Origin of the sequence: Aliiroseovarius sediminis (assembly GCF_022678485.1) — a bacterium.
Lineage (GTDB): Bacteria > Pseudomonadota > Alphaproteobacteria > Rhodobacterales > Rhodobacteraceae > Aliiroseovarius > Aliiroseovarius sediminis.
The window spans coordinates 206,981-231,911 of the sequence record NZ_JALBYP010000035.1 but is presented as its reverse complement, the minus strand read 5'-3'; the positions used below and the strand labels follow the sequence as shown (position 1 = coordinate 231,911).

General features: G+C 58.3%; 25 protein-coding genes. 13 read left to right on the top strand and 12 right to left on the bottom strand.

The genetic code is table 11. From position 1 onward, the window contains the following. Positions 1–38: 38 nt before the first annotated feature. Positions 39–851, top strand: coding sequence for an extensin-like domain-containing protein (locus MN186_RS12575; RefSeq protein WP_242114712.1), 813 nt, complete (start codon positions 39–41; stop codon positions 849–851). An 85-nt stretch (positions 852–936) separates the two neighbouring features. Here the strand turns inward: MN186_RS12575 and MN186_RS12570 are convergent, their stop codons facing one another. After that, the gene (locus MN186_RS12570) at positions 937–1,938 is read right to left on the bottom strand and encodes a DUF2125 domain-containing protein (protein ID WP_242114711.1); all 1,002 of its coding nucleotides are present in this window, start codon (positions 1,936–1,938) and stop codon (positions 937–939) included. 71 nt (positions 1,939–2,009) lie between these two features. Between MN186_RS12570 and MN186_RS12565 the strand changes: the two genes are divergently transcribed. From MN186_RS12565 to MN186_RS12555, 3 genes are all read left to right on the top strand, one after another. Continuing rightward, positions 2,010–2,549, top strand: a complete 540-nt coding sequence (locus tag MN186_RS12565; RefSeq protein WP_242114710.1) for a gamma-glutamylcyclotransferase — start codon at positions 2,010–2,012, stop codon at positions 2,547–2,549. A 78-nt stretch (positions 2,550–2,627) separates the two neighbouring features. Beyond that, positions 2,628–3,827: a biopolymer transporter ExbB gene (locus MN186_RS12560; RefSeq protein ID WP_242114709.1), complete on the top strand. Its 1,200-nt coding sequence runs from the start codon at positions 2,628–2,630 to the stop codon at positions 3,825–3,827. Between the two features lie 3 nt (positions 3,828–3,830). Continuing rightward, entirely contained in the window at positions 3,831–5,567 is a 1,737-nt protein-coding gene (locus MN186_RS12555; protein ID WP_242114708.1) for a peptidoglycan -binding protein, read from the top strand. Between the two features lie 639 nt (positions 5,568–6,206). Here MN186_RS12555 and MN186_RS12550 read toward each other — a convergent pair. From MN186_RS12550 to gloB, 3 genes are all read right to left on the bottom strand, one after another. Then, a complete protein-coding gene (locus MN186_RS12550; RefSeq protein WP_242114707.1) occupies positions 6,207–6,461 on the bottom strand; it encodes a hypothetical protein in 255 nt (84 codons plus the stop codon). A gap of 866 nt (positions 6,462–7,327) precedes the next feature. Continuing rightward, complete coding sequence (gene clpA, locus MN186_RS12545; RefSeq protein WP_242114706.1) at positions 7,328–9,652, bottom strand: ATP-dependent Clp protease ATP-binding subunit ClpA; 2,325 nt, start codon at positions 9,650–9,652, stop codon at positions 7,328–7,330. A gap of 157 nt (positions 9,653–9,809) precedes the next feature. Continuing rightward, positions 9,810–10,574: a hydroxyacylglutathione hydrolase gene (gene gloB, locus MN186_RS12540; RefSeq protein ID WP_242114705.1), complete on the bottom strand. Its 765-nt coding sequence runs from the start codon at positions 10,572–10,574 to the stop codon at positions 9,810–9,812. A gap of 78 nt (positions 10,575–10,652) precedes the next feature. Here gloB and MN186_RS12535 point away from each other — a divergent pair, with 78 nt between their 5' ends. The 7 genes from MN186_RS12535 (at position 10,653) to MN186_RS12505 (ending at position 17,418) form a co-directional block, all read left to right on the top strand. Further along, entirely contained in the window at positions 10,653–11,318 is a 666-nt protein-coding gene (locus MN186_RS12535) for a DUF938 domain-containing protein (RefSeq protein WP_242114704.1), read from the top strand. A 101-nt stretch (positions 11,319–11,419) separates the two neighbouring features. Beyond that, the gene (locus tag MN186_RS12530; RefSeq protein WP_242114980.1) at positions 11,420–12,184 is read left to right on the top strand and encodes a class I SAM-dependent methyltransferase; all 765 of its coding nucleotides are present in this window, start codon (positions 11,420–11,422) and stop codon (positions 12,182–12,184) included. Positions 12,185–12,560: 376 nt separating this feature from the next. Continuing rightward, positions 12,561–13,121: a F0F1 ATP synthase subunit delta gene (locus MN186_RS12525; protein ID WP_242114703.1), complete on the top strand. Its 561-nt coding sequence runs from the start codon at positions 12,561–12,563 to the stop codon at positions 13,119–13,121. After that, positions 13,121–14,659 (top strand): F0F1 ATP synthase subunit alpha, encoded by a 1,539-nt coding sequence (gene atpA / locus MN186_RS12520; protein ID WP_242114702.1) that lies wholly within the window; start codon positions 13,121–13,123, stop codon positions 14,657–14,659. Before MN186_RS12525 ends, atpA begins: the two co-directional genes overlap by 1 nt. Positions 14,660–14,674: 15 nt before the next feature. Further along, positions 14,675–15,553: a F0F1 ATP synthase subunit gamma gene (locus MN186_RS12515; RefSeq protein ID WP_242114701.1), complete on the top strand. Its 879-nt coding sequence runs from the start codon at positions 14,675–14,677 to the stop codon at positions 15,551–15,553. Positions 15,554–15,571: 18 nt separating this feature from the next. Next, a complete protein-coding gene (atpD, locus tag MN186_RS12510; protein WP_242114700.1) occupies positions 15,572–16,996 on the top strand; it encodes a F0F1 ATP synthase subunit beta in 1,425 nt (474 codons plus the stop codon). 11 nt (positions 16,997–17,007) lie between these two features. After that, positions 17,008–17,418 (top strand): F0F1 ATP synthase subunit epsilon, encoded by a 411-nt coding sequence (locus MN186_RS12505; protein ID WP_242114699.1) that lies wholly within the window; start codon positions 17,008–17,010, stop codon positions 17,416–17,418. Positions 17,419–17,558: 140 nt separating this feature from the next. Here MN186_RS12505 and MN186_RS12500 read toward each other — a convergent pair whose 3' ends face one another. Continuing rightward, the gene (locus MN186_RS12500) at positions 17,559–18,572 is read right to left on the bottom strand and encodes a ribose-phosphate pyrophosphokinase (protein ID WP_242114698.1); all 1,014 of its coding nucleotides are present in this window, start codon (positions 18,570–18,572) and stop codon (positions 17,559–17,561) included. A gap of 106 nt (positions 18,573–18,678) precedes the next feature. On the opposite strand from MN186_RS12500, the gene MN186_RS12495 reads away from it, so the two are divergent. Together MN186_RS12495 and MN186_RS12490 are read left to right on the top strand one after the other, a co-directional pair. Beyond that, positions 18,679–19,278, top strand: coding sequence for a 2-hydroxychromene-2-carboxylate isomerase (locus MN186_RS12495; protein ID WP_242114697.1), 600 nt, complete (start codon positions 18,679–18,681; stop codon positions 19,276–19,278). Beyond that, positions 19,278–20,108: an alpha/beta fold hydrolase gene (locus tag MN186_RS12490; protein WP_242114696.1), complete on the top strand. Its 831-nt coding sequence runs from the start codon at positions 19,278–19,280 to the stop codon at positions 20,106–20,108. Before MN186_RS12495 ends, MN186_RS12490 begins: the two co-directional genes overlap by 1 nt. On the opposite strand, the gene MN186_RS12485 is transcribed toward MN186_RS12490, so the two are convergent. The 7 genes from MN186_RS12485 to MN186_RS12455 all read right to left on the bottom strand — a co-directional run bounded on the left by MN186_RS12485 (position 20,105) and on the right by MN186_RS12455 (position 24,895). Continuing rightward, the gene (locus MN186_RS12485; RefSeq protein WP_242114695.1) at positions 20,105–21,154 is read right to left on the bottom strand and encodes a threonine aldolase family protein; all 1,050 of its coding nucleotides are present in this window, start codon (positions 21,152–21,154) and stop codon (positions 20,105–20,107) included. The genes MN186_RS12490 and MN186_RS12485 overlap by 4 nt on opposite strands. Next, a complete protein-coding gene (locus MN186_RS12480; protein ID WP_242114694.1) occupies positions 21,154–21,606 on the bottom strand; it encodes a YcgN family cysteine cluster protein in 453 nt (150 codons plus the stop codon). Before MN186_RS12480 ends, MN186_RS12485 begins: the two co-directional genes overlap by 1 nt. A gap of 45 nt (positions 21,607–21,651) precedes the next feature. Continuing rightward, positions 21,652–21,942 carry a Dabb family protein gene (locus tag MN186_RS12475; RefSeq protein ID WP_242114693.1) on the bottom strand — a complete coding sequence of 97 codons (291 nt, stop codon included), beginning with the start codon at positions 21,940–21,942 and terminating at the stop codon, positions 21,652–21,654. Between the two features lie 7 nt (positions 21,943–21,949). Next, entirely contained in the window at positions 21,950–22,888 is a 939-nt protein-coding gene (locus MN186_RS12470; protein ID WP_242114692.1) for a bifunctional riboflavin kinase/FAD synthetase, read from the bottom strand. 96 nt (positions 22,889–22,984) lie between these two features. Continuing rightward, a complete protein-coding gene (locus tag MN186_RS12465; RefSeq protein WP_242114691.1) occupies positions 22,985–23,284 on the bottom strand; it encodes a hypothetical protein in 300 nt (99 codons plus the stop codon). A 107-nt stretch (positions 23,285–23,391) separates the two neighbouring features. After that, a complete protein-coding gene (locus tag MN186_RS12460; RefSeq protein ID WP_242114690.1) occupies positions 23,392–23,835 on the bottom strand; it encodes a MaoC family dehydratase in 444 nt (147 codons plus the stop codon). 187 nt (positions 23,836–24,022) lie between these two features. After that, the gene (locus MN186_RS12455; protein WP_242114689.1) at positions 24,023–24,895 is read right to left on the bottom strand and encodes a TIGR01459 family HAD-type hydrolase; all 873 of its coding nucleotides are present in this window, start codon (positions 24,893–24,895) and stop codon (positions 24,023–24,025) included. Between the last annotated feature and the right edge of the window lie 36 nt (positions 24,896–24,931).

Here is a 24,931-nt window from a genome sequence, read left to right as displayed (position 1 = left end):
ATCCGCCGCAGGGCAGGTGCAAAAGAGAAGGGGCCGCAATGGCAAGGGTTTTTGACAAGAGTGGTGGTTTCGTCAAGGGCCTGATTGGCTGTCTGCTGGGAAGTGGACTGGGCCTTGCGGCTGTTGCTGCGCCGCCGGATACGTCGTTTCGACCTGAACCGCGCCCGATGGTACAAAGGGCAGTGCCAGAAACCGTTCCGACATCAGTTGTGAAAATCCTGCCAACCGCTCTTGCTGTGCGTCAGTCACTTCGCCCCAAAGATCGCCCCCGCGGGTTTACGCAAAAGATCGCCGCAGCAACGCCGACACCCGCGTCCTCGGGACGTCGAGGCCGGATCTGCGGGGTGAACGAAATCAAGGGCCAGAACATCTCCGCAATTGTGGGCCGGATACGCGGCTGCGGCGTGTCCGATCCGGTGCGCGTTACCGAGGTGTCAGGTGTCAAACTCAGCCAACCCGCGTTGATGGACTGCACCACGGCGAAGGCGCTGAATACATGGGTGCGCCAGGGCGTTGTTCCGGCAGTAGGGCGTCTTGGCGGAGGCCCCTCGTCGTTGCGTGTGGTCGCCCATTACGCGTGCCGCACCCGCAACGGCAAGGCGGGTGCGAAGATCAGCGAACATGGTCGGGGACGCGCAATTGATATCGCAGCCATTCGGTTGAAAAGTGGGGCCGATATCTCGGTTTTGAAAGGCTGGCGTGATCCGGTGCAGGGCAAGGTGCTTAAAAAAATGCACAAGGCGGCATGCGGGCCGTTTGGCACGGTGCTTGGGCCCAATGCCGACAGATATCACAAGGATCATCTGCATCTGGACACAGCCCGTTATCGTAGTGGGGCGTACTGCCGTTGATCGGGGCGCTGCCCCCCTGCGCTTCGCGCATTCCCCCCGGGATATTTAAGGCCAGAAGAAACGGGTGCAAGCCAGAGGCGCGGCGTTAGCGGATGACAATGACGGGCGCTGTACCAATGGGGATGGGGCCAAGAAACATCGTTCCGCCTGACAGACGCAGGGGGACATCCAAGGTTTCTTCGTCCCCCGAAAGCCCTGCCACGAACTGCAACGCGCCTGTGACGGTGGACACAAGGCTGGGGGCAAGCGCGCCGGACGCGCGAGCGACCTCGATCATCTGGTGCCAATTTCGGGCTTTGACGGTGATGTTCCCCGTGGGGATGCCTTGATCATCTACGTCCACGGCACCGGCCAGCCACAATTCCAGTTCGCCCCATTTCGCTTTGAACTCGGTCAGGTCGATATGGGTGATTTGAGGGCGCGCCTCTTCAATCGCGGCACGGTTCCAAGGGGCGGTGAAATCCACATTTGCCTTCAGGGTGACCCCTTCGAACACCGGTGGCAGCAAGTCATCTTCGTCCTTGGATTGTACGAAGGACAAGGCAGGGGTCAGATTGACGGCTTCGAAGTGCACTTCGTGACGGTTTTGGCCGCTATCGAGCTGCCGGGTTGCGAATTGTCCACGCTCCAACCCCGAGGTCCAGCCAGCCGAGGAGGATAGATTGACGCCTTCAAGCACGATGGAGCTGCGCTGCAAGGTCAGCGCGGGCGTTGGTGCGACCAGTATCGAACCTTTCAGATCGCGGCCTGACACCTCGATCCGTTGCAGTGGGGTTGCGATGATTTGCGTGCCTGGCCAAGCCGCGATCACGTGATGAGGCTTGTATGACAGTGCGAGAATCTGAAATTCAGGCGCGATCCATGACAGGCCGGTGTCCGGGTCAGCCAATTCCAGCCCCGTGAAGATCGTATCGAACCGGTTGGGGAAGCCCTGTGTCGTCAGGTCATCGACCTCGGCGACCCAGCCGTCGGCTTGCCGCGCGGCAATCCAGCCGGCAAACGCCCGTTCGGTCGCTTTCGCGCCAATGAACCAATATCCGCCCCACAGTCCCGCCAGAAGAAGGGCAATCACGATCAATTTACGCATCACTCTTTCCTCTTGCCCGCCTGCGTTGTTATTGGGGTATCTAACGCGACAAATGATGAAGAGCGAGTGAAATGAGCACGCAGGATCTTTGGGTCTTTGGATATGGTTCGTTGATGTGGAACCCCGGTTTCGATCACACCGAGGCGGTTGTGGCGAGCTTGCCCGACTATCACCGTAGCTTTTGCATGAGGTCCATCCATCATCGCGGCACAGAAGACACCCCCGGCCTTGTGCTGGCGCTGGACAAGATGAACGGCGCGCATTGTCAGGGTCTGGCGTTTCGCGCGTGTCCCAAAAGCTATGACAAGACGCTTGCTGATCTGCGCGAACGCGAGCTCGTATCATCGGCCTATCTCGAAAAACGGTTGACTGTGTCGCTTCGCGATGGCCGTGCGGTCGAGGCGGTGACATACGTGATCGACCCGGTGCACGTGCAATATTGCCAGATCGATCTTGATGAGCAGGCGCAAATCATCGCGCGCGCGGTCGGCGGGCGTGGGCCGAACACCGAGTATCTGTTCAATACGGCAACCCATTTGACCGAATTAGGCATCGAGGATAAAGACCTTAGCTGGCTGTCGCAACAGGTGCGCGCGCTGACGGGACAATAGCGGTCAGACAGCACTTGGCACCTGCTTCCGTTGCCCCTATCCTGAGCGCAACAACAATGGCGACAAGGAATTGCCCGCATGGATCATCCGGATCGCGGGACGCTGACTGCGCCCAAAAAACACGGGGTCGAGCCGTCTTTCACACATCCCATCCGCCAGATCTTTCTGATGTTGGTGGTGCTTGGGCTGGTCGGGTTTGGTGTGTTCATCGCCCTGCCGCGGGTCATGCCGGTGTTTCAGGCCAACCTATATTTAAACGCGTTCATCTTGTTTGTGTTCGTGATCGGGCTGCTAGCCTGTTTCTGGCAGGTCTGGCAGGTTTTTTCGTCCGTGGGCTGGATCGAATCTTATGTGCGGGATCGCGACGGGCATGACCCAGCGCGCTCACCGCGCCTTTTGGCGCCGTTGGCCGCACTTTTGCGATCGAACCGTAAGGCGCAGTTACAGATTGGTTCCTCGTCATCGCGGTCTATTCTGGACAGTGTCGCCACCCGTATCGACGAGGCGCGGGATATTACGCGATACATCGTCAACCTCCTGATTTTCTTGGGCCTTCTGGGCACGTTTTATGGGTTGGCGACAACGGTTCCTGCCGTGGTCGAAACGATACGGTCACTTGCCCCCGGCGAAGGCGAAGGCGGGGTCACGGTATTCAACCGCTTGATGACAGGGCTTGAGGCGCAATTGGGCGGCATGGGCACGGCGTTTTCGTCGTCGCTTCTGGGGCTGGCGGGGTCGCTGGTGGTGGGGCTGCTGGAACTGTTCGCAGGCCATGGCCAAAACCGATTCTATCGCGAGCTAGAGGAATGGCTGTCGTCGTTCACCCGGATTAGCTTTGCTTCGGGTGATGGGGACACGGACGAAGCCGGGGTCAGCGTCTATCTGGGCGTGTTGGCGGAACAGATCGAAGCCATGCAATCGCTGTTCACTCATACCGACGTGCAGCGCGCGATGCTGGATGATCGGCTTGGCCAGCTTGCCGAAAAGCTGGACGCTGTCTCGACCCATCTGGGGCGCGATGCGGGGGTGGGCGAGGCGCTGACACGGCTGGCCGAGGGGCAAGAACGGCTGATCGCAACCTTGCAAGTGCAACGCGACGAGGCCGAGCAAGAACCCGATGCGGAAAGCCGTATGCGTTTGCGGTCGATCGACGTGCAGTTGTTGCGCATTCTGGAAGAAATGCAGGCGGGACGACAGGAAAGCCTTGCGGATCTGCGTGGCGATATGGCGACGCTGATTCATTCGATCCGCGTCGCCTCGGGCCAGGACGAGGGCTGACGCATGGCATTGACCCGTCGATCGGTGCAACGGATGAGCGGCTCGATCTGGCCGGGCTTCGTTGACGCAATGACCGCGCTTTTGCTGGTTCTGATGTTCGTCCTGACGATCTTCATGATTGTCCAGTTCATCTTGCGTGAGACCATTTCGGGACAGGCAGACAAACTGGACGAGTTGTCCAGCCAAGTCGCGGGATTGGCCGATGCGCTGGGTTTGGAACGATCGCGCAGCGCCGCGTTGCAGGATGAATTGGGCACGTTGAATGCAACATTGGCCGAGGCGCGCGCGGCATCTGACGCGCAGACGGCGCTGATCGCGCAACTTAGAGCGCAGACCGAAGCGCAGGCGGATGACTTGGCCCAGCAGGCTGCGAAGATCACCAGTTTCGAAGCGCAGGTTGCGACCCTTCTGGCCGAACGCGATCAGGCGTTGGCCGAGGGATCCGCCCTGTCAGCCACGGTCAAGGAACTTGAGACGGCGCAAGAGCGGATGATATCCGAGCAAGAGGCGCTGACCTTGGCGCTGGCCAAAGCACGGGGCGAGGTGGACGCGAACGCCGAGGCGGCCCGGTTGGCCGCCGCCCGGCGCGAGGCGCTTGAGGCGTTGGTCGCCGATCTGGAAACCAAGGCCGACGAGCGCGCTGCGGCGTTGGACGAAGAAGAAGCCGCCCGCGTTGCGGAGGCGGCCGCCGCAGCGGCGCTGCGCGAGCGGCTCAGGACCGCGGATGACGAATTGACCGCCATGACCTTGGCGCTGGAGGCAGAACGCAAGCGCGCTGAAGACACGTTGACCTTGTTGGCGGCGGCACGGGCGGCAGGGGTTGATCTGGAAGAACGTCTGGCCTCGGCTTTGACGCAGCTTGATGAACAGCGCAGTCAGGTTGCCGAAAATGCTGATCTGGAGGAGGAGTTGATGGCCGCGTTGGCCGCGCGCCTGAAAGCCGAGAACATGGCCGATGAAACGCTGACCAAGGCCGAAGAACGCGCGCGTCTGTTGGCCGAGGCAAATGCGGCCCTGGCCGAAGAGCAGGCGGCAAGCGCGGAAAGCCAACGCAAGATCGCGCTGTTGAATGAACAGGTCGCGGCGCTGCGCACGCAGTTGGGAAGCCTGCAGGCAATTCTGGATGATGGACAGGCGCGCGATCTGGCGGCGCAGGTGCAAATTCAGAAACTGGGCGCGGAATTGAACGCGGCGTTGGCCCGGGCGGCGGCAGAGGAACGTAAGCGCGCTGCGTTAGAGGAGGCTGAACGCAAACGACTGGAGGCCGAAGCGAAAGAGCTTGCCGCCTATCGGTCCGAGTTCTTCGGAAAGCTGAAACAGGTGCTTGGTGATCGCGAAGGTGTGCAGATCGTGGGCGACCGTTTTGTGTTCTCGTCCGAGGTGCTGTTCACCAGCGCCGATGCGACCCTGCAACCTCAGGGGCGCGCGCAGGTTGCCAATGTCGCGGCGCTTCTGTCAGATGTGGCCGACGAGATTCCGGACGAGGTGGATTGGATCATTCGTGTCGATGGCCATACCGACGATGTGCCCCTGTCCGGCACCGGACGATTCCGCAACAACTGGGAGTTGAGCCAAGCGCGCGCTTTGTCGGTAGTGGAATACATGATCAACGATCTGGGCTTCCCGCCCGACCGTCTGGCGGCGACAGGCTTTGGCGAATATCGTCCTGTGACCACCGCCGACACGCCCGAAGCCCGCGCGCAAAACCGACGAATCGAGTTGAAACTCACCGAACGCTGAGGCCACTCATGGAATGGAAGGCAAAGAGGCTGCCCAAGCCTCTTTGCCAGATGTGATGGCGAAACTACTTCGGTTGGTCACATTGCGGTCAACCTTATCCTTAGAAACGCGACTTGAACGAACCCATCAAGGACGTGTCGGGTGAAGTCCGTCGTGCGGAACATCTGCAATAGCCCTGAAAGGACGCATTCAACTACGGTTTGTCGGCGTAGATGTGGGCTCTTACCGGAATGCGCAGTGCGTCTTGCACGGCAAGACCGCCGAGAAGCGGCGCGATCTTTGCGGGAAGACTGACGGACCAAGGCCTGGCATCAGCGCTACGCCCGCACGTGGTGTCGATCTACGTTTGCCCTCGGATATCCAGCACGCAATCATCGGCGGCAAGCCAAGACGGGGCAGATCCGGAACCTTCTAGTTCACGGAACCTCTCTATCGAGGATCATTGAGATTGCCGATGTTGCGCCACCTGGCGTCTACCAAGAGTTGGATTCCCTCTGTAATCGAATTCGGCAGGTCACCGACCACCAGGCCGGTAATCTTCAAGATGATGACTGGAAGAGACACGGTGGCCGGCCCGACCGCAAGAGGCGCACGTCGCTAGCCGTGCAGCACCTCTGCATTGCGCACGCAGTTCGGGCTTCATCGCCCTTGGGCAACTCCGGTTCGATCCTCGGGCGATATGGCGAAGATCAAAGTGGATATGGCGGCCAATGATATCTGGCAAAAGGCCACTGCTGGTGGTGCCATGAGCGTTTCTGGACGGGGTCCGAGTTCAAGAAATACCTCGATAAGGTCACCGCTGGGGCCGAGATCGTTTGCGAGGGTCTTGCGGCTGTTGATCTCGGCCTTCGGTTGCCTCACGAAAGCGGCTTCGTGCGGCAGGACATCCATCAATTCGCCCCCTCACTGATGCTTCGCAGCATGGTTTCGAAGTTCGACAGCGAGATCTTGAGGCGGCTTGCGTGGCGACCGCGTGCCGCGCCATTTGATTGGCCTTATCACACCAAGTCAGAACTCTACCGTGTCATTGATCTCAAGTCGGATCGGCCGGATATTTCGATCGAGCGATGCGCGCTGTTGATGTGCATTGGCACCCCTCTGAGCGTCGACAGCTATTTCTACATGATCCGAAGCAACGTTCATCCTGCTCCACGTCCACTCTCGACACCGAGTGCGAATGGCGGGACCGTAGACTGGCACTTCCGCTAAATGCCCGTAACGCTGGTCAGTATCATCGAAATCTTTGCTTTCATCACAACTGGATGGGATCACGCGACACGAAACGACCCCGGCAATGGAATAGGGCTGCCAAGTGAAATATCTGCGAACGTGATCTCTTCGGCGGTTGAGGCCGATCTTCGCCAACTGTCCCGGAGGATTTGATCAGCTTCATACTCAGCTCTTCACGCTGGATTTGGGAATGGACCGTGGAAAGATTGCGCTTGGCCTAGGACACGAGAAATTGGGCCATCTTCGTGCGCTCATCAACCGGCAGTCTTTCCAGAAGGCCTTGGATGATAAAAACCTGCCATAGTTCTTTGCTTGTGTGGTGTGATGAGGAACCAGAAAGGCAGGTCCGACTACGGAAACGCGGTGATCAGCGAGACTGATCGAAGGTTTCCCGCAGTCCCTGTGCCCAGTAGCGGAGCCGGCAGATAACGAACGAAAGGCCCCGACTGCTTGCCGAGGCCTTTCAACACATCCGATAAGGGGCTTGGAGGACGTTCGCGATCCTTATTTGTCGTTCATTTCAGGTGCCGTCAGTCGGCTGTCAGAAGCGGTGGGCGTTTGCGCGATCCCAACTGCGGGTCTTTTGGCTTGTCCATCTGCAAATCCAGCTTGCCGTTCTTCACACTCACCTGCACCAGACCGCCTTTAGACAGCTTGCCAAACAGCAGTTCTTCCGCCAGCGGTTTCTTGATGTGTTCCTGAATGACGCGCGCCAAGGGGCGGGCGCCCATCCGATCGTCATAGCCTTTTTCAGCAATCCATTCGGCTGCGGCGCGTGTCAGTTCGATGCTGACGCCGCGATCCAGAAGCTGGGCTTCAAGTTGCAGTACGAATTTCTCGACCACTTGCAGAATCACTTCTTTGCCGAGTGGTGCGAAGCTGATGACTGCATCCAGACGGTTGCGGAATTCCGGCGTGAAGGTGCGTTCGATCGCGGCGGTGTCTTCGCCTTCGCGACGGTCGCGACCGAAGCCGATGGCTGATTTGGCCAATTCCGCAGCACCCGCGTTCGAGGTCATGATCAAGACCACGTTGCGAAAGCTGACGGTGCGCCCGTTGTGGTCCGTCAACTCGCCATTATCCATCACCTGCAACAAGATGTTGTAAACATCCGGGTGTGCTTTCTCGATTTCGTCCAGAAGCAGCACACAGTGGGGATGTTGATCAACGCCATCAGTCAGCAGACCACCCTGATCAAAGCCGACATAGCCCGGAGGGGCACCGATAAGGCGTGAAACTGCGTGCTTTTCCATGTATTCGGACATGTCAAAGCGCAGAAGCTCGACCCCTAGATTGTCGGCCAACTGCTTGGCAACCTCGGTCTTGCCAACACCCGTGGGACCGGCAAACAGGTAGTTACCGATGGGCTTTTCGGGTTCGCGCAATCCCGCGCGCGCCAGCTTGATGGCTGAAGCCAGCGATTCGATCGCCGTGTCCTGCCCAAACACGACGCGTTTAAGCGATTTCTCAAGATCGCGCAGAGTTTCTGCATCGTCTTTCGATACGCTTTTCGGAGGAATGCGGGCGATCTTGGCCACGACCGCTTCGATATCTTTGACGCCGATGGTCTTCTTCCGCTTGCTTTGTGCAAGAAGGTGCTGTGCAGCCCCGGCTTCGTCAATCACATCAATGGCCTTGTCGGGCAGTTTGCGATCATTGACATAGCGATCAGAAAGCTCCACCGCGCTTTTGATCGCATCCGCGGTGTATTTAACGCTGTGGTGATCTTCGAAATAGGGTTTCAGACCTTTCAGAATCTTCACCGCATCATCGACGGTCGGTTCGTTGATGTCGATCTTCTGGAACCGGCGGCTAAGCGCGCGATCCTTTTCGAAATGCTGGCGGAACTCCTTATAGGTGGTCGAGCCCATGCACCGCAGCTTGCCACCCTGAAGCGCGGGCTTCAGAAGGTTCGAGGCATCCATCGCCCCGCCCGATGTGGCCCCGGCGCCAATCACGGTGTGAATCTCGTCAATGAAGAGAACTGCGTCGGGATGATCCTCTAGCTCTTTCATCACCGCCTTCAGACGCTCTTCGAAGTCACCACGATATCGGGTGCCCGCCAGAAGCGCGCCCATATCCAGCGAATAGATCGTCGTTTCCGACAGGATTTCGGGTGTTTCACCGCCGACGATCTTGGCCGCCAGACCTTCAGCAATTGCGGTCTTGCCCACGCCGGGATCGCCTACCAGAAGCGGGTTGTTCTTGCGGCGGCGGCACAGCACCTGGATGCAGCGCTCAACCTCGTGGGCGCGACCGATCAGGGGGTCGATTTCGCCCTCACGGGCTTTCGCGTTCAGATCGACGCAGTATTTCGCCAGCGCGCTGTCGTTTTCTTCGGCAGGCTGGGCGTCTTGCACGTCCTCTTCAAAATCCGGCGTACCAGAGATCGGGCGAGCTTCACCGAAGCTTGAGTCTTTCGCCACACCGTGGGCGATGTAGTTTACCGCGTCATAGCGTGTCATGTCCTGCTCTTGCAGGAAGAAGGCGGCATTTGATTCGCGTTCGGCAAAGATCGCGACCAACACGTTGGCGCCTGTGACCTCGGTCCGGCCAGAGCTTTGAACATGTATGGCGGCGCGTTGAATGACCCGTTGGAAGGCGGCGGTCGGCACGGCCTCGCTGCCTTCGAGATCAGTGATCAACGTGGTCAGTTCGTCGTCGATGAATTCGACCAGAACTTTGCGCAGCACGTCCAGATCGACCGAGCAGGCCTGCATCACGCGGGCAGCATCGGGTTCGTCCAGCAGCGCGAGAAGCAGGTGTTCCAGCGTTGCCAGCTCGTGCTTGCGCTCATTCGCCAACGCCAATGCGTGGTGAATGGCTTCTTCGAGCGGTTTTGAGAAAGATGGCACGTTGAACACTCCTCGTAATTAGTGCGGGATCTGCCGCGTGGCGGTTCGCCGCCTTTACCGTCGCCTCATATAATTAAAGTTCGGTTTTCCGGCCGCTTCTTCAAGCCTTTTCTTGTCAATTTTCGCTCTCGCAGGCGTGATTGATCGAATTTGACTGTCAGAAATTATCTTTGCGGCGCCGAATTTCGGCAAACACGTCGGTATCGGTGGCGGCTTCCATATGTAGGGCGGCTTTCACGTCGGACAAGTGGGCGCGCAGAAAAGGATTGGTTGCAAGTTCGTCAGTCAGACGCGATGGCACCGTGGGCTGACCGGCATCGCGCAGCTTCGTGATGTCGTCCATCCGCTGTTTCAAAGCGTCGTTTTCAGGTTCTATCGTGGCGGCAAAGGCGGCATTTGAAGCCGTATATTCATGGCCAGAGCAGACCAAGGTGTCCGCTGGTAGTGCCGAAAGCCGGGAAAGGCTGGCCCACATCTGATCAGGGGAACCCTCAAACAAGCGCCCGCATCCCAACGCCATCAGGCTATCGCCGGTAAAGACCACGTCCGCATCGGGTACGTGAAAGGCGATGTGGCCAATGGTGTGGCCGGATACATCCATTACATGTACGTCATGCCCCGCAAAGTCGAAGTTGTCGCCATCGTCGCAGGCAAGGGCCAGATCGGGCAGGCGATGGGCATCGGCCTTGGCGCCAATCACCCGCGCACCAGTTGCCGTGACGACGTCGGCGACGCCCTGAATATGGTCCGGGTGATGATGGGTCAGCCAGATATCCGAAAGTTCCCAGCCGCGCGTCGATATTTCGGCCAGAATCGGAGCCGCTTCGGGTGCGTCGATCAGCGCGGTGCGCCCGGTTTCCTTGTCATGCAACAGGAAGGCATAGTTGTCGGTTAGGCAGGGGATTGTGACCAAGGTAAGCATGTGTTTCTCCGGTTTTCATCTCTACTCTTGCCCAAACGGGGTCAAGGCTCAATACTGCAGGCAGTCTGGGGGGCTGATATGGCACAAGAACTGCCGCATCCAACGGCGGAAGGGCAAGATGATGGGCGATTGTTTGCGCCATCGGCGGCGCGTAATCTGGCACCGATCCTGTCAGCGATAAGACCCTTTGTCCCCCCCCGTGGCGTCGCGCTTGAGATTGCATCAGGCACTGGCGAACATGCGGTCGCCATGGCGCGGGCATTCCCCGATACGATCTGGCAACCCACCGATATCGACGCGGAACGTTTGATCAGTATTGATGCGTGGCGGGCGCACAAAGGCGCGCAAAACATGCGCGTTGCGCAGGTTTTGGATGCAACCGCCCCCAGTTGGCGTACCGGCCCGTTCGCGATGGTGATGACGGTAAACTTAATGCACTTGATTGATATCCAAGCCGCGCAGGCGGTCATCAATGGGGTGGCGCGCAATCTGTCGCCTTCCGGCCATTGGTTTTTGTATGGCCCCTTTCGTATCGGTGGCGCGTTTCGGTCGGACGGGGACCGCGTCTTTCATGCATCCCTGACCGACCAAAACCCAGGTGCCGGCTATAAAGACATCGAAGCAGTCGAGACGTGGGCCGCCGACGCCGGACTGACGCGTGTCGATTTGATCGAGATGCCAGCGAATAATTTGGCATTGGTGATGCGCCAGACGCGGTCGCACTTGGCGCGGTCCGACGTTTGAAAAAACGTCGGCGCGAACGATTTCTGAGCGCCGCGCATTCCAATTTGAAAATGATCAGATAGTCTTTGACCATCGAAACCGGGCAGGCGGCGGAAAGTATCATGCATCTTGATGTGCAGGATCTTCGAAACTTCTATTATCGCAGTATGCTGGGGCGTGCGGCGCAAAAGGCCATTCGTGATAAGGTGGTCGAGATGTGGCAGCCTGCACGAACTAAGGGGCAGACGGTTGCGGGCTTTGGTTTTGCCGTTCCCCTTTTGCGGCCATATTTGACGTCGGCGCGCAGGGTGCTGGGGCTGATGCCGGCCCCGCAAGGGGTGATGGCTTGGCCAGCAGGGATGAAGAATGTCTCGGTCTTGGTCGAGGATACGGCGTGGCCGCTGGATACCGGCGTGGTGGACAAACTTGTGGTGATGCACGGGCTTGAAACATCCGAGACCCCGGCCATTATGCTGCAAGAAGCTTACCGTGTGCTTGGCCCCGGTGGCCGTGCGTTGTTTATTACACCGAATCGCGCTGGGCTGTGGGCCAGATCGGACGCGACACCCTTCGGTTATGGTCGTCCCTATACGCTGACCCAGCTTGAGGGGTTGTTGAAAGAAAATGGTTTTCGCGTCGAACGTCATCTGTCGGCGCTGCATCAGCCACCCTCGTCCAAGCGGTTTTGGCTGAAGACCGGTAATTTCTGGGAGCGCGTTGGCGTGCAGTTGCCTCTGATCCCCGCAGGCGGCGTTTTGATGGTCGAGGTGTCAAAACAGATCCCCGCACCCAAACGGCCGGGCCTTGCGCAAGCGGTCAAGCGCCCCCTGAAAGTGTTGGGGGGGCTGGGTGCCCCTGAACCCAGCGCCTCGCGATCTGCTGACTAATTCGTTTGCGCCTTTAGTTTGCAAAGGCAGAATCAGCGACCGGGTTGCGGGCATCCGGCGCAACGGGTCACGCGGTCAGCCGCGAATTTGCGCAGGACGCATCGCGCGCGACTGTAACCGGGATGTGACACTTCGCGCCGTTGTGGGGCGGTTTTTTCCCTTGGGTCAAAGGGTCTGCCACCCGTCCGCCGGCAGAAGCCTGAAAAAGGCGGGCTTATGTTGGCGATAACCCATGCAAGCCTGTTGCGAGGGGCGCATATCCCTGCTAAACGCTTCGACGATTTAGATGACACGCGAGAACTTGCGGCATCTGTAGGCCGCCCCGATTTGCCAACCGGCAGATCACAAAGGGGCTAAAGACATCGGAAGGGTGGACGTGTCCGAACCAGTCTCGATTTCAACTGGCATTGCCCAGCGTTATGCTACTGCCGTCTTTGACTTGGCCAAAGAGGGTAAGAAACTGAAAGCAGTCGAGGCGGACGTTGCCGCGCTTGAGGCTGCTCTCGCCGATAGCGAAGATCTTCGCGACCTGATCAGTTCACCGGTTTACAGCCGGGATGAACAGGGTGCCGCAATCTCTGCTGTCGCCAAACAGATGAAAATTTCGCCGATGGTCGTGAATACGCTTGGGCTGATGGCTCAGAAGCGGCGTTTATTTGTTCTGCCGCAACTGATTTCAGCCCTGCGGGACCTGATTGCCGAGGATAAGGGTGAGGTTACCGCCAAGGTGACCGCCGCCAAATCCATGACCAAGGCGCAACAAGACAAACTTGCCAAGGCCCTGAAGGCTTCTATCGGCAAGGATGTGAACATTAACCTTTCCGTCGATGAAACCCTCATCGGTGGCCTTGTCGTCCAAGTGGGCTCGCGCATGATCGATACCTCGATCCGGGCGAAGCTTAATGCACTTCAGAATTCCATGAAAGAGGTCGGATAATGGGTATCCAAGCTGCAGAAATCTCTGCGATCCTGAAGGACCAGATCAAGAACTTCGGCCAAGATGCCGAAGTGGCCGAAGTCGGCCGCGTTTTGTCAGTGGGTGATGGTATCGCCCGCGTCTACGGTCTTGATAAGGTCCAGGCTGGTGAAATGGTCGAATTCCCCGGTGGTATCCGCGGAATGGCCCTGAACCTTGAAGCCGACAACGTTGGTGTTGTTATCTTCGGGTCGGACCGTGACATTAAAGAAGGCGACACTGTCAAGCGCACGAACTCGATCGTGGACGTGCCAATCGGTGACGAGCTTCTGGGTCGCGTTGTGGACGGTCTGGGCAACCCGATCGACGGCAAGGGTCCGATCAACGCGAAAAAGCGGGGCGTGGCCGACGTGAAGGCGCCGGGCATCATCCCGCGCAAATCGGTTCATGAACCGATGGCAACCGGCCTGAAATCGGTTGACGCGATGATCCCGATTGGCCGTGGCCAACGTGAGCTGATCATTGGCGACCGCCAAACTGGTAAGACTGCCGTGGCACTGGACGCCATGTTGAACCAGAAGTCGTACAACGACGCGGCTGGCGATGACGAGAGCAAGAAGCTCTACTGCGTTTACGTGGCTATTGGTCAGAAGCGTTCGACCGTCGCCCAGCTGGTGAAGAAGCTGGAAGAAAGCGGCGCAATCGAATATTCTATCGTTGTGGCCGCAACCGCCTCTGACCCGGCGCCCATGCAGTTCTTGGCCCCCTATGCCGCGACCGCAATTGCCGAGTATTTCCGTGACAACGGTCGCCACGCCCTGATCACCTATGATGACTTGTCGAAACAGGCGGTATCTTATCGCCAGATGTCGCTGCTTCTGCGCCGCCCGCCGGGCCGTGAAGCTTATCCGGGTGACGTTTTCTATCTGCACTCGCGCCTGTTGGAGCGTTCGGCCAAGCTGAACGAAGATTACGGTTCCGGGTCGCTGACAGCTCTGCCGATTATCGAAACCCAAGGCGGCGACGTGTCTGCGTTTATTCCGACCAACGTCATTTCGATCACCGACGGTCAGATCTTCCTTGAGACCGAGCTGTTCTATCAGGGTATTCGCCCTGCCGTGAACACCGGTCTGTCGGTGTCGCGTGTTGGCTCAAGTGCGCAAACCAAGGCCATGTCTTCGGTTGCCGGTCCGGTGAAACTGTCGCTGGCTCAGTATCGCGAGATGGCAGCCTTCGCACAATTCGGGTCCGATCTTGATGCGGCAACGCAACAGCTGCTGAACCGTGGTGCACGTCTGACCGAGTTGATGAAGCAGCCGCAATACTCGCCGCTGACCAACGCGGAAATCGTGTGCGTCATTTATGCGGGCACCAACGGCTATCTTGATAAGATTGCTGTTGGCGACGTGGGGCGTTTCGAGGATGGCCTTTTGAACCATCTGCGCCAGAAACATGCTGACCTGCTTGACGACATCACCAACAACGACCGCAAGGTTAAAGGTGAGCTTGAGGAAAAAATCAAAGCTGCGCTGGACGCCTTCGCCGCTGACTTCGCTTAAGGGGGGCATTGAACGATGGCCAACCTTAAGGACCTCAAAAACCGGATCCAGAGTGTCAAGAACACTCGTAAGATCACGAAGGCCATGCAGATGGTGGCCGCCGCGAAATTGCGGCGGGCGCAGGAGGCTGCCGAAGCTGGGCGCCCCTATGCAGAGCGGTTCAACGCCGTTCTGGGTGGGTTGGCTTCCGCGTCAACAGGCGGGGACAGTGCGCCCAAACTGCTGGCGGGTTCGGGTTCCGATCAGGTCCACCTGCTGGTGGTCATGACCGCCGAACGCGGACTTTGCGGTGGTTTCAACTCGTCAATCGTCAAACTGGCGCGCGCCAAGGCAGCTGACTTGTTGGCATCTGGCAAGACTGTGAAGATCCTGACTGTCGGCAAAAAAGGTCGCGAGCAGTTGAGGCGTGAATATGGTGATCACATGATCGGCCATGTGGATTTGTCGGGCGTGCGCAATGTCGGCTACGACAACGCGCAGTCGATCGCCAACGACCTGATTCATCGCTTCAACGAGGATGAGTTCGATATTGCGACGATCTTCTACAACACCTTTGAAAGTGTGATCACGCAGGTTCCGACCCAGAAGCAGGTCATTCCGGCCAGTTTCGACGCACCCGAAGAGGGGGCCGAGGCATCGACCGTCTACGACTATGAGCCGTCGGAAGAAGGCATCCTGAAAACGCTTCTGCCCTCTGGCGTGGCCACTCAGGTCTTCTCGGCCTTGTTGGAAAATGCGGCATCCGAGCAAGGCGCGCGTATGGCTGCCATGGACAACGCAACCCGCAATGCTGGCGAGATGATCGACAAACTGACCATTCAGTACAACCGCTCGCGTCAGGCTGTGATCACCAACGAGCTCATCGAAATTATTTCGGGCGCCGAGGCGCTCTAAGAAACCGGAGAAACAACAATGGCTAACGCTAAAGGTAAGATCACACAGGTGATTGGTGCCGTTGTGGACGTTCAGTTCGAGGATGACCTACCGGCCATTCTGAACGCCCTGACCACGGACAACAACGGCAACAATCTGGTTCTGGAAGTGGCGCAGCACCTCGGTGAAAACACCGTGCGCTGTATCGCCATGGACGCATCCGAAGGTTTGGTGCGCGGTCAAGACGTGACCGATACCGGTGCCCCGATCTCGATGCCGGTTGGCAACGCGACTTTGGGCCGTATTCTGAACGTCATCGGCGAGCCGGTTGACGAAAAAGGCCCAGTGAAGTCGAAAGACAGCCGACCCATTCACGGCGACGCACCTGCATTCGACGAACAGTCGACCGAAACCGAAATCCTGACCACCGGCATCAAGGTTATCGACCTGCTGGCCCCTTATACCAAGGGTGGTAAAATTGGTCTGTTCGGCGGTGCCGGTGTGGGCAAGACGGTGTTGATCATGGAACTGATCAACAACATTGCAAAAGTGCACTCGGGCGTATCCGTGTTTGCTGGCGTTGGTGAACGGACCCGTGAAGGTAACGATCTGTATCACGAGATGATCGAATCCGGTGTTATCGTTCCTGACGATCTTGAGAAATCTAAAATTGCGCTGGTCTACGGCCAGATGAACGAACCTCCCGGAGCCCGTATGCGTGTGGCCCTGTCCGGTCTGACGCTGGCGGAGCAGTTCCGCGACGACACCGGTTCCGACGTTCTGTTCTTCGTCGATAACATCTTCCGCTTTACGCAAGCCGGTTCCGAGGTGTCCGCACTTCTGGGTCGTATTCCTTCGGCGGTTGGTTACCAGCCGACGCTGGCCACCGACATGGGCGCCATGCAAGAACGTATTTCGTCGACCAAATCGGGGTCCATTACATCGGTTCAGGCCGTGTATGTTCCCGCGGATGACTTGACTGACCCTGCACCTGCAACTTCGTTTGCTCACCTTGACGCGACGACCGTTCTGGACCGTGCGATCTCGGAAAAAGGGATCTATCCGGCTGTGGACCCGCTGGGTTCGACCTCGCGTCTGCTGGATCCGCTGATCATCGGCGACGAGCATTACAAGGTCGCGACCGACGTTCAGCAGGTGCTTCAGCGTTACAAGTCGCTGCAGGACATCATCGCCATCCTCGGCATGGACGAACTGTCGGAAGAAGACAAACTTACCGTCGCCCGCGCGCGTAAGATCGAACGTTTCCTGTCGCAGCCGTTTGACGTGGCTAAGGTGTTCACCGGCTCGGACGGTGTTCAGGTTCCGTTGGAAGACACAATCTCGTCGTTCAAAGCGGTTGTGGCTGGCGAATACGATCACCTGCCCGAAGGCGCCTTCTATATGGTTGGTGGCATTGAAGAAGTGATCGCGAAAGCCGAAAAAATGGCGGCAGACGCTGCCTAAGGAGGCCCTGAATGGCTGATACGATGCAATTTGATCTGGTATCCCCTGAACGAAGCCTGGCTTCACTTCAGGCGACAGCGGTCCAGCTCCCGGGCGCTGATGGTGACCTGACGGCGATGCCGAACCACGCACCGACGATCACGACGTTGCGTCCTGGTATCGTTCGCGTCGAAGCGCCTGAGGGAAACGCCGAATTTGCCGTGACCGGAGGCTTTGCGGAAATCACAGCGGTCGGCACATCGATTCTGGCCGAACGCGCTGTTCCGGTGTCGGAAATGACACAAGATGTTCTGGATGGATTCGTATCCGACGCCGCCGCTGCATCGCAAAACGCGACGCCTGAAAACCTGGACGAACTCGCCAAGCGCTCGGTGGATATCGAGGCTATGGGCAGCGAACTAGGCCTTTCGGTCAAGTCCTGAGCCCGCCAATATCATGATAACAATAAAAGCCCCGCCCAGTTGGCGGGGCTTTTATTTCTTCGTGTTGGTGCGACAGCTATGAGCGGCAAAAGAAAAAGGCCCCGAAGGGCCTTTGACATTTGGTGAACAACGCAATCCTATTACGAATACAAGCTCTCGTATAGCGGTTCTAACGTTTCGTGATCGAACAGCGACGAGACCGAGGTGCCGCCCCAAATGTTCAGGATCGCCTGTGCAAACATCGGTGCGGTGGGCACGATGCGGATATTGGGAGCGTTTTTCACGGCGTCGGTCGCCTCGATCGAATCGGTGATGACCAGTGACTTCATCACGGAATTGCTGACACGTTCGACAGCCGGACCGGACATGACACCGTGGGTGATATAGGCGTGCACCTCTTGCGCGCCGTTCTGCATCAGAACTTCGGCCGCTTTGCAAAGGGTGCCAGCCGTGTCGCAGATATCGTCGATGATGATGCACCGCTTGCCTTCGACATTGCCGATCACGATCATCTCGGCAATCTCGCCGGCCTTTTCACGACGCTTGTCGACGATGGCCAAAGGCGCGTTGATGCGTTTGGCCAATTCACGGGCCCGTGCGACGCCGCCCACATCGGGCGAGATCACCATCACATCGTCCATGCAATCCTTGAAGTGATGTTTGAGATCCAGCGCGAAAATCGGGCTGGCATAAAGGTTGTCCACCGGGATGTCGAAGAACCCCTGTATCTGGGCGGCGTGCAGGTCCATCGTCAACACCCGTTCGATCCCCGACTGGGCGATCAGGTTTGCCACCAGTTTGGCCGAAATCGGTGTGCGTGCCCTGGAGCGACGATCCTGCCGGGCATAACCGAAATAGGGGATCACAGCGGTGATGCGCGAGGCTGACGACCGGCGCAGAGTGTCCGCGATGATCAAAAGCTCCATCAGGTTGTCATTCGCCGGGTTTGAGGTCGGCTGGATGATAAACATATCCTCACCGCGCACATTCTCGTAAATCTCGACATAGACCTCTTGATCGTTGAAACGCTCGACCCGTGCATCGACCAGCCCGACCGGCGATCCACGATGCATCGACATGCGTTTGGCGACAGCTTTGGCAAGGGGCCGATTGGCATTGCCGGAAATAAGTTTCGGTTCGGTTGAGGATGGCATGGCAGCAGTTCCCGGCGTGATCGGTATGACAGAATCGTGACGTTGACACCCCATAACATCGGGATAGGTTCCTTGAAACAGCATTGGCGCAACAGGGGGCCGAAAAATGAGCCATATCGACTATTATTTCACGGTGTTGTCGCCATGGGCCTATCTGGCCGGATCGCGGCTTGAAGGGATCGCGGACCGTCACGGGGCGACCGTCACGTATAAGCCGCTAGATGTCGAACAGCTTTTTGCCCGCACCGGAGGGACGTTGCCCAAGGATCGGCACCCATCGCGAATGGACTACCGGATGCAAGAGCTGAAACGCTGGTCCCGCGCGCTGGACATGCAGATGAACTACACCCCGGCCCATTGGCCCACCAACGGCGCGCCTGCGTCTTACGCAATCATCACAGCGCAATCGGTCGGTGGCGGCGACCTGGGTGGGTTGGTGCATGGGATCATGCGGGCCTGTTGGGCTGAAGAAAAGGACATCGCCGATGATGCCGTGATCAAAGCCTGCCTGTCGGATGCGGGTTATGATCGGGCGTTGGCCGACAGTGGTCTGCTTGCGGGGGCGGAAGCTTACGGGCGCAACCTTGAAGATGCCGTCAGCGCAGGCGTTTTCGGATCGCCGTTCTATGTTGTCGATGATGGCGCAAAATTCTGGGGTCAGGATCGGTTGGACGCATTGGACCGCCATCTGGGAGCCAAAACCTGATGGTAGTCGAACCTCTTGCCGGGCACCCAACCTATTGGCACAGGGCGGGGCAGGGCGCGCGAGAGGCGCTTCTGGTGCATTGCTCTCTGGCCCATTCCGGCGCCTGGCGCGGGGTCGAGCGGGTCTTGTCAGAACAATTGAAAATGCTTGCGCTTGACCTTCCGGGCCACGGGCGCAGCGCCGATTGGGACGGGGTCGGCGACTATCAGGACACAAGCGTTCATATCGCCGAGGCGTTGTTGAACCGCGAGACCACCGGGCCTGTTGATCTGATCGGGCACAGCTATGGCGGCACGATTGCCATGCGTCTGGCCCAGCGAAACCCCGCACGGGTCCGCAGCCTGACAATGTTCGAACCCGTGTTCTTTTCTGCGGCCCGTAATCATCCGGCTTATGCTGAAAATACAGCGTTGATGAACGGCCCGTTTGCGCAAGCCGTGCAAGATGGTGACCGGATGGAGGCTGCGCGGCTGTTCAATATGTTGTGGGGCCGCGACGCGGCGTGGCAATCTCTGCCCCTGTCCCAGCGCGAGGATATGGCGCGCCGGATTCATCTGATTCCAGCAGGCAAGCCCGTCACCCATGACGACATCCACGGCCAACTTGCGCCCGGTGCGTTGGAGCGTCTGGACGTGCCCGTTTTGCTGATGGAGGGAGCACGTTCGCCCGCGCTGATCAGCGCTGTGCATGACGCGCTAGAAGCCCGGTTGCCCAATGTCCGGCGTCATGTGATCGACGGGGCGGGACACATGGCACCAGTCACCCATCCCATCCAGGTGGGGGATCGCATTCTGGCCTTCCTGCGCGAAGCCGGGCCTGTTGTTGCCTAACCCCGCACCAAGTCAAGAAACCTGTCCACGTTGGCTTCGCTCATCGACCAATCGGCGACCATGCGGGCTGTCAGAACCTCGTCCGGGTCATCGCCAGCAAGATTGTCGTCCCAAACGTAGTAAGCAGCGCCCGCGTCGTGCAAACGGCGGTGCCCTGCACGCGACCAGCCCGCAAAGGTGATGTTCGCGTCGGGTTCGTGCAGAAAATGCACGCTCTCAATCTGTTTCAACCCTCGCACCAGCCGCGCGTTGGCATTATTCGACCGCCGGGCAAGGTCCAGCCACAGGTCGTCGGTCAGATAGGCCAGCATCTGTGCCGACAAGTAACGATGCTTTGAAAACAGATGCGCGCCGCGCTTGCGCCGCAGCTCAAATTCCCACGCGTGTTTCGGGTCGAAGAAGATCACCGCCTCGACCCCCATGCAGCCGTTCTTGGTGCCGCCAAAGCTGACTGCGTCAATACCGGCTTTCCACGTCATTTCGGCCGGTGTGCAGCCAAGCGAAACCAGCGCATTGGCAAAGCGCGCGCCGTCAAGATGTGTGGCAAGGCCGAACTCTTTGGCGACCTTGGTTAAAGCGTCCAACTCGGCGACCGAATAGACCGTGCCACGCTCGGTCACATTGGTGATCGACACGGGGCCGCGCTGGGGGCCGTGCACACCGCGGCTTTCCTCGGCCGCGATCGCCGCGTGCAAGCTGGCAGGGGTCATCTTGGCGTGATCGGCGGGGACAAGGGTCAGTTTCGTGCCGCCCATGAAGAACTCGGGCGCGTTGCATTCATCTTGGTGGATATGCGCCTGAGGCGTGCAAAAGATGGTCTCCCACGGCTGCGACAGCGTCGCCAGCGCAATCGCGTTGGCTGCCGTGCCGGTGGCGACCAGATAGACGGCGGCTTGTGGTGCCTCGAATATCTCGCGGATGCGCGCGCGGACCTCGTCCATCAGGGTATCGGCGCCATAGGGCATGGCGTAACCGTCGTTGGCGCGGGCCAAGGCTTGCATCACCTTCGGATGGGCTGGTCCGGAATTGTCAGAGGCGAAAAACATCAATGCGGCTCCTCGATCAGGTGGTCTTCCCATTCATCTTCAGGTACTTCAAATTCCGGCACGGTCCAGCCTTGCACGCTTTGTCCAGCCTTGTGCACGCTGTCAGGATCGCCGGATATCAGATGGTGCCAGTCGTAAAGCGGCTTACCTTCGTGGCGCAGGCGATAGGCACAGGTGGCGGGCATGAAATAAGCCGTCTCACCGATGTTCTTCGGGGTCAGGACGATACATTCCGGTACGAATTGCAGGCGAATGTCATATTGCGCACAGCGGCAAGTTTCGTTGTCTAGCAAACGGCAGGCAACGCGGGTGAACACGATCTCGCCGGTATCCGCATCCTCAAGCTTGTTTAGGCAGCATTTGCCGCAGCCGTCGCACAGCGCCTCCCACTCGGTGGGGGTCAGACGATCAAGCGGTAGCTCCCAGAACTTCTTGCGCAGAGATTTGGTCATGCGTGGCCTTTTCTGATGCCCGGATTGGGGGCGATGGCGGATTAGTCAGCCCGCGGTGTAATCGGCCGCGATCCGCAACTCGCGCAGCGGACGGACCCGTTCGATGGCCTGTTGATATAGCGGATGGGCCTTATAGGCGGCCAACTGCGCCGCATCGTCGAATTCGCCATACACGACGAAGTCAGGCGATGGACCAGGGATCGGATCATCGGCAAGGTTGACACCGACTTCCAGCAGGCGGCAATCGGGAATGTCCTTTAACAATTCCAACCCTTCGCGAACCGTCTCACGGTCCTCAGGGCGCTTTACTGTGAAAAATACGATATGACGGATCATGTTGACCTCATAAGCTCGCCAAAATGTCACGGGCACGGGCGCAGTCGGCACCCATTTGGGCGACCAGCCCATCGACGTCGTCGAACACGGCTTCGGGGCGCAGAAAGTCGATCAGCGCGACCGAGATCTGCTCGCCATAGATATCGCCCGTGAAATCGAAAATGAAGGTTTCTATGTTTGCAAGGTTTTCGCCGAACATCGGCCGTGTGCCGATCGACGCCGCTCCGTTGTAACTGCCTTGGTACGGGCCGGTCAGGATATCGACCTGAACCGCATAGACGCCAAACTTGGGCGGGTGCAGACCGGCGATGGACATGTTGGCGGTCGGATATCCCAGCTCACGCCCGCGCTGATGGCCGCGAACAACCTCGCCCTCCATCCGGTGCCAGTGGCCCAACATGCGTGCGGCGTCGCGAGGACAACCATCGCTGAGCGCCTGCCGGATCGCGGTCGAACTGACCTCGCCCACCCCGTCCGACATGAGCGGTGTGACGGTTACGCCAAAACCCATCTTCGCACCCAAAGCAACCATGTCTGCGGATGTGCCCGCGCGCCCCTTGCCGAAGTGAAAATCTTCGCCAATGACCACATGGCTCAGGCCCAGCCCGTCCACGACCACGCGCTGAGCGAAGTCTTCCGGGGTCAACGCCGACAGGGTGTCGTTGAAGCTGAGTTCATATAACCGCTCGACCCTAAGCTTTTCCAGCCGGTGCGCGCGGGCATCCGCGCTCATCAAACGGAAAGGGCCGCTTTGGGGGGCGAAATATTCGCGGGGGTGGGGTTCGAACGTCATTACACCCAGCGGCGTCTGATCGGCCTCAGCTTGCGTGCGAGCGATGTCGATTACATACTGATGGCCCAGATGCACACCATCAAAATTGCCAATCGCGGCCGAGGCACCGCGATCCGCTTTTTCAACAAACTGATAATCCCGAACGATCCGCATGACGTGGCCTTAGCGTCCACAGCGAACAGGTGCAAGTCCGACGGGCGGGTAGGGGCGATTTGGCGAGAAAATCAGCCCCCGACGTGCCCCGCCAGATCAGCCGAGGCACAGGTACAGACGTTCTACAACTGTGGTGTACTGAGATGTCGGGATATTCCGATGGCTTGTATATTCTGCGCGTTTCTTGTGGCCCTTGCTGCAAATACGCGCGGCTTCGGCGTCAGCTTTGCGCAATGCTTCTTCTTTGCTTGCGCTATCAAGCATTGCCATCTGGTTTCCGTCAAGCTGGATGCTGACGCTGTCGCCATTATATTGCGATACGACCGGTGTTGCTTCCATCCCTGCAGCGCATGCGCCTAACGAGAAAATACAGCCGATCAGCAGAAATTTACGCATAATTAAACCCTTATAAGCAGTAGTGATCCGACGGCAGCTTATAAAAGCCTCTACCAATTTGCAATCATAAATTGCAGGGTTTTTACTTAATAAACTAAAAGTTGTATTCAGTCAAATTTGGCCGAGGGCGCCAGCACCTTCGCTTCGCCTTTCAAAACCGGCTTGCCATCTACAAGGCATTCGGTTTTCAGCGTCACGCGGCGTTTTGCGTGTTCAATCTCCATCACGGTAACTTCGGCGCGCACGGTGTCGCCGGGGCGCACAGGGGCAAGGAACGTCAGGCTTTGGCCCATGTAGATTGTGCCGTGGCCCGGAAGTTGTTCACCAATCACCGCCGAGATCAGGCCAGCGGTTAACATCCCATGCGCGATGCGACCCTCGAAGATCGTGTCGTTGGCGTAGTCGTCATCCAGATGCACCGGGTTCCGATCGGTCGAAATCTCGGCGAACATCTCTATATCGCGGTCGGTCACTTCTTTCGTGACATGGCGCATCATCCCGATTTCCAGCTCTTCTATGCAGATCGTTCCGCGTGGCAAATTGTCCAACATCAGGGTCCTCCGGGAAATAAAAAGATGAAAGCGCGCCCCTATTGGTAATAACATTACTTTGCAGTTGCAGAAAATCAAGGGGAAACCTTCGGGAAAATACCCGGCAGATTGTTCTGCAGGCTGCCACGTCAGCACAAGTTTAGCGCCCGACGGTCTCAGGAATGTCTATTTAAAACAACGTATTGTATTAACGTAAATAACCGATTGCAAAGGTGGGCGTGATCATCTCGGACTTAATGTATTGGTCCAGCGCGTCTGGATCAGGCTGGTTATGGGTTTTTGTCTCATCGCGTGCCAAACCGCCCGTGATGAAAAGAGAATCAATATCCTCGCCCAAGGCACCTTTGATGTCGGTGGCGATCCCATCCCCAATGGCCAAAATGCGATTATCCGATACCGAACGCCCTTCGGCGATCATGCGACGTCGCGCAAGGTCGTAAATTGGGGGATGGGGCTTGCCGAAATACAGGCTTTCGCCACCCATCTCGGTGTAAAGCTGGGCAATGGCACCCGCGCACCATTCCCGCTGCCCCCCGCGATCAACGACGATATCAGGGTTGGCGCAAAGCAGTTTCAAGCCGTTTTGCTTGGCCAGCAGCAATTGGGGGCGCAATTCATCGGGGTGGGCGTGTGGGTCGAATGGCCCGCAACAAACGATACCCTCGGCGTCCTTCAGCGCGACCTCTTTGATGCGCACGGGATCGTCGATGATTGCCATCGGATCGAAGAAGGATCGGTCGTGCGCCTCGCCCATGAACCAGACTTTTTGGCCGACCGCCCCGGTGAACATCGCCGCCCGTGCGCTGTCGCCCGAGGTCGCGATAGTGTCCCAGCAATCGCGCGGCACACCGATCTGATCCAACTGCCCTTCGACCGACGCTCGGTGACGTGGCGCGTTGGTGACCAGAACAATAAACCCACCATCCGCGCGGACCTTGCGCAGGGCCGCAACGGCCTCGTCGAAGGCATGAACGCCGTTATGCACGCAGCCCCACAGGTCAACGAAATAAGCGTCGTAGGTCGCGGAAATGTCGGTGAGGCTTTCGATAATGCGGGTCATGGCGGATCTCCTTCGTTAATGGAAGATATGGCAGAG